We start from the raw sequence: 17,190 nt of genomic DNA on the forward strand, positions 1-17,190 counted from the left end.
CTGTTCTGTTATATTTACTAATTTTACCCACTTTAATATATACGTTTAAAAACTACATTTGGATTTTTTCCCAGTAAAAAAATAAATCTTGAGCACCTCATTAGAACAACATATTGTAAAACTCCTCGAAAATGGAGATAAACAGGCATTAAACTTGTTATATGAAAATTATGCAGATAGTCTTTACGGTGTCATTTTAAAAATTACACGAAACGAAGAAATTGCTCAAGATGCTCTGCAGGAAAGCTTCGTCAAAATTTGGAAAAACTCAAAACGATACGATTCCTCAAAAGCGAAATTGTTTACTTGGTTATATCGTATTGCTAAAAATACTGCCATAGATAAATTGAGAAGTTTTAACAACCGTTTTGAGAAAGAAGTCCAAATCGACAAATCAAACGTATATATTCTACCAACCCAGAACTTAAATCAAGATGTTATTGATTTGAGAGAGCATGTTGGACGACTGGACAATAAGTATCAAATTGTGTTGAACGCACTGTTTTTTGAGGGTTTAACACAGCAAGAGGCAAGCGAGGAATTGGATATTCCGTTGGGTACTATAAAGTCTAGATTAAAAATTGGATTGCGAGAGCTAAAAAAGGTTTACGATCCATAATAATCAAGAAAATGGAAAAAAAATTACAAGCATTTATTAACTCTGGCCTAATAGACAAATATATATTGGGCGACACTTCTATTGCAGAATCAGTGGAAGTTGAACACTATATTTCAGACTATCCTGAAATCGAAGAGGAATACAACCGTTTACAAGATAATCTAGAGATCATTGCGAAATCAAATTCTGTTGAAGCGCCAAAGCATATGTTGGCTTCTGTACTTAAAGATATAGAGGAAAAACCAGTGATTTCTCTAAATTCACCAAAGCAAAAAACTCCTTGGTATAGTATTGCAGCCAGTTTTGCAGCAATTGGTTTTGCTGTTTTGGCTTTTCTTCTCTATCAGAAAAACATGGTGTTGATTGAAGAAAATCAAGTAGTTGTGGATGAAATATTTGACCTGCGAAGTGACATTGACAGCTACAATTCTAAGCTTGACAACGTTATGCTTCAATTTCAAAAATTGAATAATCCCGAAACGGAAAAATATGTATTGCGTGGAAATTCTAGAGCGAAAGATTTAAAAACTGTCGCTTACATTAATCCAATTGATAAAACTTCCATGATTGATGTGGTTTCTTTACCAAAATTACCCGAAGAGCAGCAATTTCAGATTTGGGCGGAACTGCAAGATAAAATGGTAAGTTTAGGAATTTTGGATGTCAATGACAGAAATCTTAAATCGATTCCATACATGGAAAATGCATTGGGATTAAGCATTACAATTGAGAATAAAAATGGCACTACTAATAAAGCTACTGCTGAAAATTCGGTTGCAGAAATATCTCTAAAAAATAAATAAATATATTCTTTTAAAAAAAAGCCACTCGCATGAGTGGCTTTTTTTATTGGACCTATTAAGACTCTTTATTCAGCATAGTTTTATGAATCAAACCCGCAACCAAGGCACCTGCAATAGGAGCTATCCAAAAAAGCCATAATTGAGAAGTAAACTCTCCACCAGCAAATAAAGCTTGACTTGTAGATCTTGCCGGATTTACAGAAGTATTCGAAATAGGAATACTGATCAAATGAATCAAAGTTAAAGCCAAACCAATGGCAATCCCTGCAAAACCAGCAGGAGCTTTAGGATAAGTACTGCCTAAAATAATCAATAAGAAAAATAAGGTTAGTGTGAATTCTGTTATCAAAACTGATGTCATACTATAGCCTCCTGGTGAAAGCTCACCATAACCATTAGCGGCAAAACTTCCTATATCCACAAAATCAGATTTTCCACTTATAATCAAAAATAAAAGTCCCGCAGCCGCAATGCCGCCAATCACTTGAGCAACAATATAGCCTAATAAATCTTTGGCTGGAAACATTCCTCCTGCCCACAACCCGATGCTCACGGCAGGATTAAAATGTGCCCCAGAAATATGACCTACTGCATAAGCCATCGTTAAAACCGTTAAACCAAAGGCTAAAGCAACTCCTACAAAGCCAATACCCAATTCTGGAAACGCAGCCGCAAAGATTGCGCTACCACATCCACCAAAAACAAGCCAAAAAGTTCCAAAGAACTCTGCGAACAATTTTTTCATAACTGATAAGTTTAATGTTAGTATCTTTAAAAGTATTAATTCTATTTCGTTAGACAGAAGAAATGTTAAAAAGTCACATAATTTGTTCATTTTTACATGCTTAAAGAGTTTTCTTTAAGGTAATATCTTACAATTGATTATTTATCAAATAGCTTAAAATGTTATATCTTTGCACAAAACATCATATAATGAAGCTGCTTCTAATTACATTCATACTTTTAGGAATTGGCATAGCTGGCATTGCCATTAAGCTCTGGGCAAAAAAAGATGGAAAATTTGCAGGAACTTGTGCAAGCCAAAACCCTATGATTAACAAAGAAGGAGAAACTTGTGGATTTTGTGGCAGGACTCCAGATGAATATAAAAATTGTAGTGAACCTCAACATTCATAGGCATTCATGCTGATTTTTGAAATTCTGTTCTACATTTTTGTAGTAGTTGTATTTACTCAAATAGTTTTTTACGGTTTTATATTCGGGAAATTTTCCTTTACAAAAAAAGGAAATTATAATTCCACCAACGCAAATTTTCCAATTTCTGTTATAATTTGTGCCAAAAATGAGGCCAAAAACCTGAAAAAATTTCTTCCTATAATTCTTAAGCAAGATTATCCAAAATTTGAGGTAGTCCTTATCAATGATAGTTCAAACGACAAAACTTTGAAAGTCATGGAGGACTTCAAAGCAGAATTCAACAATATCAAAATTGTAAATGTTAAGAGTATCGAAGCTTTTTGGGGCAATAAAAAATATGCATTGACTTTGGGCATCAAAGCCGCTTCATACAATCATCTTCTATTCACGGATGCTGATTGTAAACCGCTTTCCAATCAGTGGATAAAACAAATGAGCAGTCATTTTTCAAATAAAGCTTCAATCATTATTGGTTATGGAGCGTACAAAAAGGAACCAAAATCATTTTTGAACAAGTTGATCCGATATGAAACTCTAATCACTGCTGTTCAGTATTTCTCTTATGCTAAAATAGGCAAACCTTATATGGCCGTAGGAAGAAACTTGGCTTATACAAAAGAAGTCTTCTTTGAAGCTCGCGGTTTTATGAATCATATGAATATAAAATCTGGGGACGACGATCTTTTTGTAAATGAAACTGCTACGCCTACCAATGTTTCTCTCTGCTATGAGAAAGAGAGTTTTACAGAATCAATACCCAAAAAAACATATTCTGATTGGCTTTTACAAAAAAGAAGGCATATAAGCACTGCCAAATATTACAAGGCAATACATAAAACTATGTTGGTTGTTTTTTACGTATCGCAGTTGAGCTTTTTCATTCTTGCCATTGTACTGATAAGTGCATCAATCTATTGGCAGTTTTTAATAGGCATTATCGTTTTGAGGTATGTCATTCTCTATTTGAGCTTGATTTTTGCTTCAAAAAAATTAAATGAAAAAGACTTGATTTTTTACTTTCCACTTTTGGAAATGTTTTTAGTTATTGCCCAATTATCTATCTTTATGCAGAATCTCACTTCAAAACCAAATCATTGGAAGTAAAAACAGCGATTGAAAAAGCCAAGAAAAATGATCAAATAGCATTCAATTTTTTATTGGATAAATATTGGAACGATATCTATGGATTTCAATTGAAGCGAACTGAAAATGAAAACGATGCAGAAGATATAACAATACAAACCTTCTCGAAGGCTTTCGACAAAATCGCTACTTACAAGGAAGAGTACGAGTTCAAAACGTGGTTAATCACAATTTCAAAAAACATTCACATAGATTTGTTGAGAAAAAGAAAATCCTCCATTTCCAATACTACAAATAAAAGAAACGATGATGATTTCTTTGATATCATCGATGAATCTCCTTCCCCTGAAGATGAATTGATTACAGAACAAAATCTCGCCAAACTGCTACGCGATATAAAAAAATTAAAACCTCACTATCAACAAGTTATAAATCTTCGCTATTTTCAGGAATTGAGCTATTTGGAAATTTCCGAAGAGCTTAATGAACCCATCAACAATGTGAAAGTAAAACTGTTGCGCGCCAAGAAATTATTGGCAGAAATCATCAAGAAAAAGTGACGATATAGAATGAAATATCACGCCTTTTTTGGAATTTTAAATTCGTATCTTTGCAAATCAAATTGAAGACTTACTACATGGATTCAGAAACTGTCTCAAATATACTCCCTGAGCGTCAAGCAAAGCCCAAATGGTTGCGAGTAAAGCTTCCCACAGGAAAAAAATATACTGAATTAAGAGGTTTGGTAGACAAGTACAAACTAAATACTATTTGTACGTCGGGAAGCTGTCCTAATATGGGTGAATGTTGGGGAGAAGGTACTGCCACATTTATGATTTTAGGCAATGTTTGCACGCGTTCTTGCGGTTTTTGTGGCGTTAAAACTGGTCGTCCAGAAACTGTTGATTGGGATGAACCTGAAAAAGTAGCCCGTTCCATTCGTATTATGAACATAAAACATGCTGTTTTGACCAGTGTTGATCGAGATGATTTGAAAGATATGGGAAGCATTATGTGGGCAGAAACGGTCAAGGCTGTGAGACGAATGAACCCACAAACAACCATGGAAACCTTGATTCCGGATTTCCAAGGGATTGAACAACATATCGATAGAATAATTGAAGTAGCTCCAGAAGTGGTTTCGCATAATATTGAAACTGTCAGAAGGCTAACACGAGAAGTACGAATTCAAGCCAAATATGATCGAAGTCTTGGAGTTTTGAAATATTTAAAGTCTCAAGGACAAAGACGTACAAAGTCGGGAATCATGCTTGGCCTCGGCGAAACTAGAGAAGAAGTGATTGAAACACTTTATGATTTAAAAGCCAATAGCGTAGATGTGGTGACCATAGGTCAATATTTGCAGCCTAGCAAAAAGCATTTGCCTGTAAAACAATTCATCTTACCAGAACAGTTTGAAGAATATCAACAAATTGGTCTCGATTTAGGTTTTAGGCATGTTGAAAGCAGTGCGTTGGTAAGGTCCTCTTACAGAGCTCAAAAACACATCGATTGATGATAAGAGTCAGCATTAACGGATTTGGTCGAATTGGCAGACGTGTTTTTAGACTGATTCAAGAGCGAAATGATATAGAAGTTGTGGCCATTAATGACTTGGCTGATTCGAAAACTTTAAGCCATTTATTGAAATACGATAGCATTCATGGTATCTCCCAAAGCTCTATTTCATATGACGAACAGCATATTATTGTGGATGGGATAAAAATTCCGCTGTTGAATCACACACATCCGAAGGACATCAATTGGAAAACTTATAATGTGGATTTTGTAATTGAATCTTCAGGAAAATTCAAAACATCAAACGTTCTTCAGAATCATATTGTCAACGGAGCCAAGCAGGTTATTCTATCAGTTCCTCCCATTGAAGATGAAATCAAAACGGTAGTAATTGGAGTTAATGACAACGTATTAAATGGTGATGAAACCATCATATCAAACGCTTCCTGCACTACAAATAATGCAGCCCCAATGATTGAAGTCATCAATCGTTTGTGCAAAATCAAACAGGCTTATATCACAACCATCCATTCTTATACAACAGATCAAAGTCTTCACGATCAACCGCATAAAGACTTGAGACGTGCACGTGCTGCTGGACAATCAATAGTGCCTACAACAACAGGTGCAGCGAAAGCATTGACAAAAATTTTCCCAGAGCTTTCTGAAGTGATTGGTGGTTGCGGCATCAGAGTGCCCGTCGCCAACGGATCACTCACGGATATTACCTTTAATGTAGTTGACGATGTATCAATTTCAGACATCAATTCAGCTTTTAAGAAAGCATCAGAAACTTACCTCAAAGGTATTTTAGAATACACTGAAGATCCCATTGTTTCTATTGATATTATAGGAAACAAAAATTCTTGTATTTTCGATTCGCAAATGACTTCGGTGATTGGAAACATGGTAAAAATAGTAGGTTGGTATGATAATGAAACTGGCTATTCTAGTAGAATTTTAGATTTAATTTGCAATTTATCGGACAAAAAGAACTTTTTATCGAATAAATAATTATATTTGTTCATTAAAAGTTGTTTAAAATGTCCCATATCAACTACTTTATAATTGTCCTCTTCATTGGGCTGACCTCTTTGGGCTTTTCACAAAATGCCCAAAATGAAGATATTGAGGTGCTTAAAATGCGCATTGAGAACTACATATCTCACTCTGAACTCGAAACCGAACGTGGTGATTATTATAGCGCCAATGATAATTTGGCTAAAGCTTTAATTCTTGCGGAGCAAATTCAAGACAAAAAAAGTCAAGGTATTCTTCATACTAAAATAGCCAAACTTCAATATACTGTAGAAGAGCCTGAAAAGGCATTTATTTCTTTAACAAAGGCAGCCGAAATACAAAGAGAGATAAGTGACTATCCAAACCTGGCAATTACCTACAACGTGCGTGGTATCTTGCATGCAAGCAAAAAAGAATATCAAAATGCTTTAGACTATTTTAATTCTGCCAAAACAAAATTCGAAGAAGAGGATTTAGAGGCAAATATTTCCGACATTACCCTAAATGAAGCCAAAGTATATATTCAAATGGGCGAATATCAAACCGCAAAATCCTTGTTGGAAAAATCAATTATTCTTGCTAAAAAATACAATCAAAATAAGGTATTGAGCAGTGCTTTGATTTATAGCGGAAAGGTATCAAGTCTCATGGGTAACGATGAAGTTGGTTTGTCTATGGCAAATGAGGGTATGCAAATAGCCAAGAACAATAACATCATCGAGAACATTAACGACAGCTATTCTACGTTGAGTGAAATATATGAGAATACTAAAAACTATAAGCTGGCCAATGATTACCTGAAAAAGCATATTCATCTTTCTGATTCTATTTTGGATATCAAGCGTGAAAATTTATCCCCAGAAAATAAGATTCAGTTTATCAATGACTACCACGAAGCTGAAAAAAAGCAGATGGAAGTGAAGCTTGAAGAAGCAGACGCTTCAAATAATTTGACTCGTATCACAACCATTTTGAGTATTGCGCTTATTACTATTTTATCATTGCTGACATTATCATTATACAAAAACAATAATATTAGACTGAAAACCAACAACATGCTTCACAAAAAGCATGATGAATTGGTTGTTGCGAAGGAAAAGGCCGAACTCGCGTCAAAGACCAAGGCCAATTTCCTTTCAACTGTGACTCACGAGTTAAGAACGCCACTGTATGCAGTGACTGGTTTGACCAATATGCTGTTGGACGAGAACCCAAAACCAGAACAGGTTCAGCATTTGAAATCTTTAAAATTTTCCGGTGATTATTTGTTGACCTTCATCAATGACATCTTACAGATCAACAAGATTGAAGCCAATAAAGTTGAATTGGATCCAGAACTATTCAACTTAAAGAAAAAAGTTGAAAATGTCGTTTCAGCACTCAATAATTCTGCGTTGGACAATAATGTCAAAATGCATTACGAATATGAAGACGGGTTGCCTTCAAACTTTGTTGCAGACCAATTGAAGATATCTCAAATATTGATAAACTTGATCGGTAATGCCATTAAGTTTACAAAAGATGGTGACATTTGGGTAAGGGTTTACAAAATAAACCAAGTTCACGATATTTATACGCTTCGATTTGAGATTGAAGATAATGGTATAGGTATCACCAAGGAAAAACAAGAACATATGTTCGAAAGTTTTTCTCAAGGTTCTATACAAATCAACAGAAAATACGGAGGTACAGGACTTGGACTTTCCATCGTAAAAGGACTTATAGAGATTTTAAAGGGTAAAATTTATCTAAAGAGTGAACTCGGTAAAGGCACTACATTCTTCTTTGAGATACCTCTTACCTATTCATCAGAAACTGTAGCAGTAGAAGAAAAACCTAAACATTATAAAAACATCGAGGCAGTGGAATTAAGTAATATCAAAATTTTGGTTGTGGAAGACAACAAAATCAATCAAATGATTACTAAAAAGATTCTGAACAAAATGGATCTTTATTGTGATGTTGTCGACAATGGTGAAGAAGCTGTTGAACGTGTAAAACAAGAGCGTTACGATGTTGTACTGATGGATATTCATATGCCAGGCATCAGCGGACTGGAAGCTACTAAAATCATTCGAACTTTTGATAAGGAGTTGACTATTTTCGCGCTGACTGCTGTAACCATCGACGATAAGATGCACGAATTTGAAGAAGCTGGCTTTGATGATATCATATCGAAACCATTCAAGCAAGAGGATTTTGAAAGAAAGCTATTTTCTGCTTTGAGAGCTAATGAAAATACGACGCCTTCGGTTTAAATTTTACTCTTAATAATTTTGGCGAAAACTTCTGGTCTATCAATTGTCAATTCAATCGGTAGAAAAAACAGTTGATTTTTGTCTTCAAAATTTGGAGATAGACGAACAAAATCTTTTTCAGTCGTAAGGATGAATTTTTTCGATTTTAAATCTTCAATTTCTTTTGATGTGAAATTATGATGGTCATCATAATTCAGATGCTCAAAGCTCAAATTTTTCGACTTTAAGAAATCAACCAGTGGTTGGGCGTTGGCAATTCCTGTTACAAGTGTAAACTCCTTTTGAGCAAGAAATGCTAGACTATTTTCTTCAGCATTATTCTTGATCTTATCTGAATAAGCAATACTACTGAAAAACACTTCTTGGTAATTTCTAGGCTTTAAAGATTTAATTATTTTCAATTTATCACCTTCCGATAGCGAATCAGGACATTTGGTGACCACAATAAAATCTGCGCGCTTTGCACCACTTCGAGGTTCTCTCAAATCTCCTGTAGGAAGCACTATATCTTCACTGTAAAGGTTGTGATAGGCTGTCAACAAAATATTGAAAGTAGCTTTTACTTTTCGATGTTGGTAAGCATCATCCAATAAAATGATGTCAGGCTGCTCGTCTAGCTGCAATAGTCTTGAAATTCCATTACGCCTGTCTTCATCAACGCTCACAACAATCTCCTTGAATTTATTGTAAAACTGAAAAGGCTCGTCCCCTAAAGTTGAAGCATTTGAAGATTCATCGGCCAGCATAAATCCTTTGGTTGAACGCTTATAACCTCTGCTTAAAGTTGCCAATTGAAAATCAGCCTTCAATAACCGAATCAAATATTCAATCATTGGCGTTTTTCCTGTTCCTCCAACACTCAAATTTCCAACACATATGGTTGCTACCTTAAATTCGGTCGATTTAAATATGCCGTAATCATAAAATTTATTGCGAATCCACGTCACCAAGAAATATATGGGAACTATAGGAAAAAGGATGTATCTCAATATTTTCACAATAACGAAAATATAATATTTTATCTTTGTGATGAACCTAAAAATCAAAAATAATATGATTATCCAAGATGTTATCAATCACCTAGAAAAATTGGCGCCTTTGCATTATGCGGAAGATTTTGATAACGTCGGATTGTTGGTAGGAAATAAAAATGATGGAGTAAAAGGGGTTTTGGTAACGCTCGACACATTGGAAAGTGTGGTGGATGAAGCCATCGAAAACAACTGTAATTTGATTGTCAGTTTTCATCCGATAATTTTCAAGGGTTTGAAAAAAATCAATGGCAATTCTTATGTTGAAAGAGTTGTCATCAAAGCCATTCAAAACAACATTGCCATTTTTGCGATCCATACGGCTTTGGATAATTGTTTACAAGGTGTCAATGACATCATCTGTAATAAACTGGGCCTTTCAAACAAAAAAATTCTGTTGCCAAAACAAGGCACCATAAAAATGCTGACCACTTATGTTCCAACAGAAAATGCTGCATCATTACGACAGGCACTTTTTCAAACTGGAGCTGGTTCTATTGGCAATTATGAAAATTGCAGTTTCAACACCGAAGGAACAGGAACTTATCAAGGCAACGACAATTCAAATCCTACAAAAGGTAACAGAGGTGAGTTGCACGAAGAAAAAGAAACCAAAATAACGGTCACGTTTCAGAAACATTTAGAATCAAAAGTCCTGAATGCTTTATTCAATAACCATCCTTACGAAGAAGTGGCTTTTGAGGTCACAACTTTAGATAATTACAATCAAACCATAGGTATGGGAATGATTGGCGAACTCGAAAAAGAGCTACCGATTCACGATTTTCTGACGTTTTTAAAACAAAAAATGAATGTTTCCGTTATTAGACATTCAGAAATCATTAAAAAATCTGTAAAGAGAATTGCTGTTTTGGGAGGTTCAGGAAGTTTCGCAATTCCTGCCTCAAAGTCAGCAAATGCAGATGTTTTAATCACTTCAGACCTAAAGTATCACGATTTTTTTTCGGCAGAAGGGCAAATAATTTTGGCAGATATTGGACATTATGAAAGCGAACAGTTCACAAAAAACTTTTTAGCTGATTATCTATCAGAAAAATTTACTAATTTTGCAGTCGTTTTATCAATGACGAATACCAATCCTGTAAAGTATTTATAAAATATGGCAAAAAAAGCTGAACTAACTGTAGAAGAACGATTGAGAGCATTGTATGATTTACAATTGATAGACTCACGTGTGGATGAAATCAGAAACATCAGAGGAGAACTTCCACTTGAAGTTAGAGACCTTGAAGATGAAGTTGAAGGCTTAAACACTAGAATTGAAAAATTGAATTCTACTTTGGAATTGATTGATAATGATATCAAAGCAAAAAAGAATTTGATCGAAGAAGCTAGAGCTCTTATAAAGAAATATTCTGAACAGCAAAAGAACGTTAGAAACAATAGAGAATTCAACTCTATCACTAAAGAAATTGAATTCCAGGAATTGGAAATTCAATTGGCCGAAAAGCATATCAAAGAATTTAAAGTTCAAATCGAACAGAAAAAAGAGGTGATTTCTGAAACCAAAGAACGTTTGAAAGATCGTCAAAGTCATTTGAAACACAAAAAAGGTGAGCTAAACGCCATTTTGGGTGAAACTGAAAAAGAAGAAAACGCCTTAATTGAAAAATCAAAAGAATATCAAGAGCAAATTGATGAGCGCTTGGTTTCTGCATACCAAAGAATCCGTAAGAATGTAAAAAATGGATTGGCAGTTGTTGCTATCGAAAGAGGTGCTTCTGGAGGTTCATTCTTCACCATTCCACCACAAATGCAAGTTGAGATTGCTTCTCGCAAAAAAGTGATCACTGATGAGCATAGTGGACGTATTTTGGTAGATGCACAATTGGCTGAAGAAGAAAAAGCCAAAATGGAAAAATTGTTTGCAAAATTAAGCTAATAACAAACCAGTATATAGTTGAAAAGCCCTTGTGAAATTTTGCAAGGGCTTTTTTTTAAGTAAACTTTCACAAAATTATTTTAAGGACATTTCAATTGTTTCGACTATAAAGAAAAACTTTTTATGACACGTATATTATTATCGCTATCGCTTGTATTTCTTTTTAATTGCCAAAATCAAGCCCAGAACCATACAAAACAGCAAGAAATCATCAACGCAAAACCTGTGGAAGTCCCATTAGAAAACGGAAAGGCCAGAGCGTATTTTGCGAGTGGATGTTTTTGGTGCGTGGAGGCCATTTATGAACACGTTAAAGGCGTAAAAGATGTGATTAGTGGCTATTCAGGCGGTCATACAAAAAATCCAAGTTATGAATCGAGCAATACAGGAAAAACAGGCCACGCTGAAGCTGTTGAAGTAATTTACGACCCTAAAGTGGTGAGCTTTTCAACCTTGGTAGATGTGTATTTTGGTACTCAAAATCCAACTCAAGTTAATGGACAAGGTAATGACATTGGTTCGCAATATCGCTCCATTATATTCTATCAAAATGATGAACAAAAACAGATTATTCTAAAGAAGAAGGATGCTCTTGCAAAAAAACTTGATAAGAAAGTTGCCGCAGAAGTCTATCCGTTTCAAAAGTTTTGGGTTGCTGAAGATTATCATCAGAACTATGAACGTTTACACCCAAATGACCCTTACATCAAAAATGTATCTGTGCCGAGATTAAATCGGTTTAAGGCAAAGTTCCCTGAATTGGTTAAAGATTAATTTGTCCAGGATAACAAACGCCATAAATTCTCAAACCTGACAGGTTTCGGAAACCTGTCAGGTTTTTTTATGTCTTTTTTGTAGCCTTTAAAGTAAATATCAAAGGATACAATTTTTCTTTCATCACATACATTCCAGAATCGGTCTGAACCAAATTTGGCAATACATCATACGGACTTTCATAATATTCCCTTAAATATTCAATGTGCAACCCTGCCTCGGTTAAGCAAGTCACAACCTCACCAAGTCCGTGATTCCATCCGTATTCTCGACTTACCATCTTTGACGCTTTGTCTGCATATGTTCCTTCATATTCAACATAGATGGCTTCCTTCTGCATATAACCATATTTCATTTCGCTACTTCCATTGTCATAATCAAACATCCAAACAATCGGATGAAATTCGGCCATAAAGAAAGTACCTCCCTTTTTTAATCTTTCAGAGATAACTTTAGCCCAAGGTTTCAAATCTGGCAACCAACCTATGACACCATAACTGGTAAAAACAATATCAAAACTATCTTTGATATATTTTGAAGTATCCAAAACGTTGCAACAGAAAAAATCGGCATCCAAACCCAATTCTTCATTTAGCTTTTGCGCCAATTTAATACCTTCATCACTTAAATCGACACCTACGCACTTCGCTCCCATCCTACTGAAGCTTAAAGTGTCCTGTCCAAAATGACATTGTAAGTGAAGTAACGATTTTCCATTAACATCTTCCAAAGCTTTTAATTCATAGGGCATCAAGGAAGATTTGCCTTCTTTAAAAGCTTTCAAATCATACATATCACTTTCAGAGTGAATTTTTACTTTTTCATTCCAAGTGACTTTATTTATTCGGAAGTAATCATTAGCATCTCCCATTTTAAACCAATTTATACCTCTAATTTACATCAAGTTGGGCAGATAAATTTATACATTTGAAAAAAAATAGTATGAACAGAGCATTTATTTTACTTTTAGGTCTCGCCGTATTCACATCTTGTAAGTCAGACCAGAAAACTGAACCCAAACCTATTGAAGAAGAGCTATCCATAGCCCAAAAAATCGCGAATGCAAGCGGATTTCAACGTTGGAACAATGTTTCACAAATCAATTTTACTTTTAATGTCGATAGAGACACTACGCATTTTGAGCGTACTTGGAGTTGGAAGCCAAAAACTGGCGATGTAGTTTCTATTTCAAATAACGACACCATAGCATACAATAGAAGCGCTGTAGACAGCACATCTCTAAATGCTGACAAAGGTTTTATCAATGACAAATATTGGTTGTTGGCGCCATTTCAATTGGTTTGGGATACTTCTGCCACTATTTCTGAAATCTCCACAGAAAATGCTCCTATCAGTTCAAAATCTTTAAACAAAATCACTTTGACATACCCTAACGAAGGTGGCTACACACCTGGCGATGCCTATGACTTTTATTTTGACGATGATTATATGGTGAAAGAATGGGTTTTTAGAAAAGGAAACTCAAAAGAACCATCGATGATAACTACTTGGGAAGATTATGAAGACTTTGGCGGTATCAAAATTTCAAAAACGCATAAAAAATCTGAAGGCAACTGGAAACTTTACTTTTCTAATATTGAAATAATTAAAAATTAATCCATTGTTAAAAAATTATTAAAACCTATTTTCTAAAATCCAAATCAAAACAACAGGACGTATATAAGATATTAAAAGAATATTCCGCAATTATGCGTCTCTATATATTTAAAGAGCTTCAACTGATCAAGTCGAAGCTCTTTCTCTTTTCTACCCTCTGAAGTTTTCCTTGACGTGCGCTCCATCGCAATAGGGTTTATTATGCGATTGTCCGCAACGGCAGAAGGCAGTCGTCTTATTTTTGGTTTCCTTTTGCCCATCTTTATGGGTTATGTGTAGCGTGCCATAGATCAATAATGGACCATTTTCTCGGACTTCCACTTTAGTTTCCAACGCTTCAGCCTCCTTATTTTCTTCGTCATTCATATAATAGCTTAAAGCACCAGAAGGACAGGCCTTAACTTGATCAACCAAAGCTTCAGTTGTTGCAGCATCGATTTTAATCCAAGGTTTCTCCTTTGGCTTAAATACTTCACCCAAACCTTTAACACAAATACCAGAATGTATGCATAAATCGGGTTTCCAAACGATGGTCACTTCTCCGTTTGAATATTCTTTTGAATTGCTCATATCTATTTCAATTTGATTAAAGATACGAAAAAAGAAACTCCAAATTAAGTCCCTATGTAGGCTTTAATTCTTGATTTATAATCCTTATTTTTGTGGGAAACCGAAAAACAAACTCACCTTGTCCAACTATCAATTAGGTTTAGAATTCGCTAAACAACAAGACCAACAAGATGTTTTGGCATCATATAGACAACGCTTCCATATTCCAAAAAACAGCAATGGAAATGAACTGATTTATATGACCGGAAATTCCTTGGGATTACAGCCAAAATCAACAAAGGATTACATCAATCAGGAATTGGAAGACTGGGCAAAGCTGGGTGTTGAAGGCCATTTGGAAGCTAAACATCCTTGGTTGCCTTACCACGAATTTTTGACCGAAAATATGGCAAAAGTGGTGGGTGCAAAACCTTTGGAAGTGGTGGTGATGAATACCTTGACTGCCAACCTTCATTTGATGATGGTGTCGTTTTATCAACCTACAGAAAAACGTTATAAAATTTTGATTGAAGCCGATGCTTTTCCTTCAGATAAATATGCGGTGGAAAGTCAGTTGAGACATCACGGTTTTGATGCAGAAGAAGGATTGATTCTCTGGAAAGCGCGCAAAGTTGAAGAATTGGCCAACTATGATGATTTAGAAGACATTCTAAAAAAACAAGGTGACGACATTACTTTGATAATGATAGGTGGTGTCAATTATTACACAGGACAGTTTTTTGATTTGAAACGCATCACACAACTGGGTCATAAATATGGTTGTATGGTCGGATTTGACTGTGCTCACGGAGCAGGCAATGTAGAATTGAATCTCCACGATTCAGGTGCTGATTTTGCAGTTTGGTGTACTTATAAATATTTGAATTCAGGTCCTGGTAGTTTGGGTGGATGTTTTGTCCACGAACGCCACGCTAACAATAAAAATCTCAACCGTTTTGCTGGTTGGTGGAGTCACAAAAAAGAAACACGTTTTAAAATGCGTGATGAGTTTGACCAGTTGCCAGGCGCAGAAGGTTGGCAATTGAGCAACCCGCCAATTCTTTCAATGGCTGCCATTAGAGCGTCGTTGGATATTTTTGCTGAAGTTGGTATGGAAAAATTAACCGAAAAATCTAAAAAACTAACTGGCTATTTTGAATTTCTTTTGAAGGAATTGGGAGAAGATATCATCAAAATTATCACGCCTTCAAATCCTGATGAGCGTGGTTGCCAACTATCGATTCAGGTTAAAAATGCTGATAAATCATTGCACACCAAACTGACAGAAGCGGGCGTTATAAGTGATTGGCGCGAGCCAGATGTGATTCGATGTGCTCCTGTTCCACTGTATAATTCATTTCAGGATGTGTACCATTTGGTTGAAAAATTGAAAGCTATTTTAAATGACTAAACAACAAAACGTACTCATCATTGGCGCAGGTCTTTGCGGAAGCCTTTTGGCGTTGCGATTGGGTCAGCGTGGTTATAACGTGACCGTTTATGAAATGCGTCCCGATTTACGAAAAGTTGATATCAGCGCAGGCCGTTCCATCAATTTGGCGTTTTCCGATAGAGGTAACAAGGCAATGAAACTGGTTAGCATCGAAGACAAAGTGAAGGAGTTGTGCATACCGATGAATGGTCGTATGCTTCACGATGTAGAAGGTAACACGGTTTTTGCACCTTACAGTGGTCGTGAGCACGAATACATAAATTCTATTTCTCGTGGTCAGTTGAATGCGCTGTTATTGGACGAAGCCGAAAAACACGAGAATGTCACCATTCATTTCAATAAAAAATGTAAATCGGTCGATTTTGAAAAGACCACAGCATTGTTTCAGGATTACGAAACCAAACACGAATTTGTAGAGGATGCAGATGTCATCTTTGCAACAGATGGAGCGGGTTCTGCAATGAGAAAGAGCTACTTTTTAGGCAAAAAATTCCTGTTCAGTTTCTCACAATACTGGCTCACACACGGTTATAAAGAATTGAGCATTCTTCCGGCAGAAAATGGTGGTTATAAAACCTTTAAAAACGCTTTGCACATTTGGGGACGCGATAGTTTTATGCTCATTGCTTTGCCTAATTTGGACGGAAGCTTTACTGTCACGCTGTTTTTAAGTTATGATGAAGGCGAATACAACTTTAACAATCTGACCACACAGGAAAAAGTGGTGGAATTCTTCGGAAAATACTTTAAAGATGCCTTGGAATTGATGCCAAACTTGGCTGAAGATTTCTTTATGAATCCAACATCGGCCTTGGGAACCGTAAAATGTTCGCCTTGGCATTATAAAGGCAACACACTTCTGATGGGTGATGCAGCCCACGCCATTGTACCTTTCTACGGACAAGGTATGAATGCTTCCTTTGAAGATGTGGTGGAGTTTGATAAGGTTCTGGATGAAGGTCATCAAGATTGGGAAACCATTTTTAAAATTTACGAACGAAATCGTAAGAAAGATACCGATGCCATTGCTGATTTGGCAATTGACAATTTCCACGAAATGAAAGGCCACGTCAATCATACTATTTTTAGGGCAAAAAGAAATCTGGAAATGGCATTTGAAAAACATTTTCCTGATGACTATTCCTCAAAATACTCTTTGGTGACATTTAATGAGGATATTGGTTATAGAGAAGCTATGTTGCGAGGCCGTGCCCAAGATAAAGCTATTCTGAATATGCTGACCGACAAAGAAATCAGTCTTAATGACGATTTAAAAACTACTTTGGAAAAAGTAAAAGCAGCCACAGAAGAAATTTTGGATGATGACCGTGTAGCCAAAAATTTTAAACATTGAATTATAATGTCAGTTCGAGCGCAGTCGAGAACTACAAATTGAATATTAAA

General features: G+C 35.7%; 18 protein-coding genes. 14 read left to right on the forward strand and 4 right to left on the reverse strand.

Annotated features, from left to right (window positions below; all coding sequences use genetic code 11):
* Positions 1-88 precede the first annotated feature (88 nt).
* On the forward strand, positions 89-619 hold the full coding sequence (locus M0G43_RS06145) for an RNA polymerase sigma factor (protein WP_248024458.1): 531 nt from the start codon (positions 89-91) through the stop codon (positions 617-619).
* Between the two features lie 11 nt (positions 620-630).
* Entirely contained in the window at positions 631-1,422 is a 792-nt protein-coding gene (locus M0G43_RS06150; RefSeq protein WP_248024460.1) for an anti-sigma factor domain-containing protein, read from the forward strand.
* 55 nt (positions 1,423-1,477) lie between these two features.
* On the opposite strand, the gene aqpZ is transcribed toward M0G43_RS06150, so the two are convergent.
* Entirely contained in the window at positions 1,478-2,167 is a 690-nt protein-coding gene (gene aqpZ, locus M0G43_RS06155) for an aquaporin Z (RefSeq protein WP_248024462.1), read from the reverse strand.
* A 188-nt stretch (positions 2,168-2,355) separates the two neighbouring features.
* Here aqpZ and M0G43_RS06160 point away from each other — a divergent pair, with 188 nt between their 5' ends.
* The 6 genes from M0G43_RS06160 to M0G43_RS06185 all read left to right on the forward strand — a co-directional run bounded on the left by M0G43_RS06160 (position 2,356) and on the right by M0G43_RS06185 (position 8,459).
* On the forward strand, positions 2,356-2,559 hold the full coding sequence (locus M0G43_RS06160) for a membrane or secreted protein (RefSeq protein ID WP_248024464.1): 204 nt from the start codon (positions 2,356-2,358) through the stop codon (positions 2,557-2,559).
* A 6-nt stretch (positions 2,560-2,565) separates the two neighbouring features.
* Positions 2,566-3,684 carry a glycosyltransferase gene (locus M0G43_RS06165; RefSeq protein WP_248024466.1) on the forward strand — a complete coding sequence of 373 codons (1,119 nt, stop codon included), beginning with the start codon at positions 2,566-2,568 and terminating at the stop codon, positions 3,682-3,684.
* Positions 3,675-4,223 carry an RNA polymerase sigma factor gene (locus tag M0G43_RS06170; protein WP_248024467.1) on the forward strand — a complete coding sequence of 183 codons (549 nt, stop codon included), beginning with the start codon at positions 3,675-3,677 and terminating at the stop codon, positions 4,221-4,223. The genes M0G43_RS06165 and M0G43_RS06170 overlap by 10 nt, the downstream gene beginning before the upstream one ends.
* Positions 4,224-4,300: 77 nt before the next feature.
* Entirely contained in the window at positions 4,301-5,179 is an 879-nt protein-coding gene (lipA, locus tag M0G43_RS06175) for a lipoyl synthase (protein WP_248024794.1), read from the forward strand.
* Positions 5,179-6,195, forward strand: coding sequence for a type I glyceraldehyde-3-phosphate dehydrogenase (gene gap, locus M0G43_RS06180; RefSeq protein WP_248024468.1), 1,017 nt, complete (start codon positions 5,179-5,181; stop codon positions 6,193-6,195). Before lipA ends, gap begins: the two co-directional genes overlap by 1 nt.
* 29 nt (positions 6,196-6,224) lie before the next feature.
* A complete protein-coding gene (locus M0G43_RS06185) occupies positions 6,225-8,459 on the forward strand; it encodes an ATP-binding protein (RefSeq protein ID WP_248024469.1) in 2,235 nt (744 codons plus the stop codon).
* On the opposite strand, the gene lpxK is transcribed toward M0G43_RS06185, so the two are convergent.
* The gene (gene lpxK, locus M0G43_RS06190) at positions 8,456-9,457 is read right to left on the reverse strand and encodes a tetraacyldisaccharide 4'-kinase (protein WP_248024470.1); all 1,002 of its coding nucleotides are present in this window, start codon (positions 9,455-9,457) and stop codon (positions 8,456-8,458) included. The two genes, M0G43_RS06185 and lpxK, sit on opposite strands and share 4 nt — an antisense overlap.
* A 55-nt stretch (positions 9,458-9,512) precedes the next feature.
* On the opposite strand from lpxK, the gene M0G43_RS06195 reads away from it, so the two are divergent.
* The 3 genes from M0G43_RS06195 (at position 9,513) to msrA (ending at position 12,167) form a co-directional block, all read left to right on the forward strand.
* Positions 9,513-10,607, forward strand: coding sequence for a Nif3-like dinuclear metal center hexameric protein (locus tag M0G43_RS06195; protein WP_248024471.1), 1,095 nt, complete (start codon positions 9,513-9,515; stop codon positions 10,605-10,607).
* Between the two features lie 3 nt (positions 10,608-10,610).
* Complete coding sequence (locus M0G43_RS06200) at positions 10,611-11,393, forward strand: zinc ribbon domain-containing protein (protein WP_248024472.1); 783 nt, start codon at positions 10,611-10,613, stop codon at positions 11,391-11,393.
* Positions 11,394-11,516: 123 nt separating this feature from the next.
* Positions 11,517-12,167 carry a peptide-methionine (S)-S-oxide reductase MsrA gene (gene msrA / locus M0G43_RS06205; RefSeq protein ID WP_248024473.1) on the forward strand — a complete coding sequence of 217 codons (651 nt, stop codon included), beginning with the start codon at positions 11,517-11,519 and terminating at the stop codon, positions 12,165-12,167.
* A 67-nt stretch (positions 12,168-12,234) separates the two neighbouring features.
* Here the strand turns inward: msrA and M0G43_RS06210 are convergent, their stop codons facing one another.
* Positions 12,235-13,038 carry a class I SAM-dependent methyltransferase gene (locus M0G43_RS06210; RefSeq protein WP_248024474.1) on the reverse strand — a complete coding sequence of 268 codons (804 nt, stop codon included), beginning with the start codon at positions 13,036-13,038 and terminating at the stop codon, positions 12,235-12,237.
* A gap of 71 nt (positions 13,039-13,109) precedes the next feature.
* Here M0G43_RS06210 and M0G43_RS06215 point away from each other — a divergent pair, with 71 nt between their 5' ends.
* The gene (locus tag M0G43_RS06215; RefSeq protein WP_248024475.1) at positions 13,110-13,784 is read left to right on the forward strand and encodes a hypothetical protein; all 675 of its coding nucleotides are present in this window, start codon (positions 13,110-13,112) and stop codon (positions 13,782-13,784) included.
* A 150-nt stretch (positions 13,785-13,934) separates the two neighbouring features.
* Here M0G43_RS06215 and M0G43_RS06220 read toward each other — a convergent pair whose 3' ends face one another.
* Complete coding sequence (locus tag M0G43_RS06220; protein ID WP_248024476.1) at positions 13,935-14,354, reverse strand: (4Fe-4S)-binding protein; 420 nt, start codon at positions 14,352-14,354, stop codon at positions 13,935-13,937.
* Between the two features lie 118 nt (positions 14,355-14,472).
* Here M0G43_RS06220 and kynU point away from each other — a divergent pair, with 118 nt between their 5' ends.
* On the forward strand, positions 14,473-15,744 hold the full coding sequence (gene kynU / locus M0G43_RS06225) for a kynureninase (RefSeq protein ID WP_248024477.1): 1,272 nt from the start codon (positions 14,473-14,475) through the stop codon (positions 15,742-15,744).
* Complete coding sequence (locus M0G43_RS06230) at positions 15,737-17,140, forward strand: FAD-dependent oxidoreductase (RefSeq protein ID WP_248024478.1); 1,404 nt, start codon at positions 15,737-15,739, stop codon at positions 17,138-17,140. Before kynU ends, M0G43_RS06230 begins: the two co-directional genes overlap by 8 nt.
* Positions 17,141-17,190: the final 50 nt, after the last annotated feature.

This window comes from Subsaxibacter sp. CAU 1640 (assembly GCF_023156585.1).
Taxonomy (GTDB): Bacteria; Bacteroidota; Bacteroidia; order Flavobacteriales; family Flavobacteriaceae; genus JBPOFM01.

Bases quoted from the DNA above. Each gene is read 5' to 3' on its own strand.
- M0G43_RS06215 (WP_248024475.1), top strand. From the start codon at position 13,110: ATGAACAGAGCATTTATTTTACTTTTAGGTCTCGCCGTATTCACATCT.
- M0G43_RS06160 (WP_248024464.1), top strand. From the start codon at position 2,356: ATGAAGCTGCTTCTAATTACATTCATACTTTTAGGAATTGGCATAGCT.
- lipA (WP_248024794.1), top strand. From the start codon at position 4,301: ATGGATTCAGAAACTGTCTCAAATATACTCCCTGAGCGTCAAGCAAAG.
- M0G43_RS06150 (WP_248024460.1), top strand. From the start codon at position 631: ATGGAAAAAAAATTACAAGCATTTATTAACTCTGGCCTAATAGACAAA.
- M0G43_RS06185 (WP_248024469.1), top strand. From the start codon at position 6,225: ATGTCCCATATCAACTACTTTATAATTGTCCTCTTCATTGGGCTGACC.
- M0G43_RS06200 (WP_248024472.1), top strand. From the start codon at position 10,611: ATGGCAAAAAAAGCTGAACTAACTGTAGAAGAACGATTGAGAGCATTG.
- M0G43_RS06165 (WP_248024466.1), top strand. From the start codon at position 2,566: ATGCTGATTTTTGAAATTCTGTTCTACATTTTTGTAGTAGTTGTATTT.
- M0G43_RS06195 (WP_248024471.1), top strand. From the start codon at position 9,513: ATGATTATCCAAGATGTTATCAATCACCTAGAAAAATTGGCGCCTTTG.
- aqpZ (WP_248024462.1), bottom strand. From the start codon at position 2,167: ATGAAAAAATTGTTCGCAGAGTTCTTTGGAACTTTTTGGCTTGTTTTT.
- M0G43_RS06220 (WP_248024476.1), bottom strand. From the start codon at position 14,354: ATGAGCAATTCAAAAGAATATTCAAACGGAGAAGTGACCATCGTTTGG.
- gap (WP_248024468.1), top strand. From the start codon at position 5,179: ATGATAAGAGTCAGCATTAACGGATTTGGTCGAATTGGCAGACGTGTT.
- M0G43_RS06210 (WP_248024474.1), bottom strand. From the start codon at position 13,038: ATGGGAGATGCTAATGATTACTTCCGAATAAATAAAGTCACTTGGAAT.
- M0G43_RS06230 (WP_248024478.1), top strand. From the start codon at position 15,737: ATGACTAAACAACAAAACGTACTCATCATTGGCGCAGGTCTTTGCGGA.
- msrA (WP_248024473.1), top strand. From the start codon at position 11,517: ATGACACGTATATTATTATCGCTATCGCTTGTATTTCTTTTTAATTGC.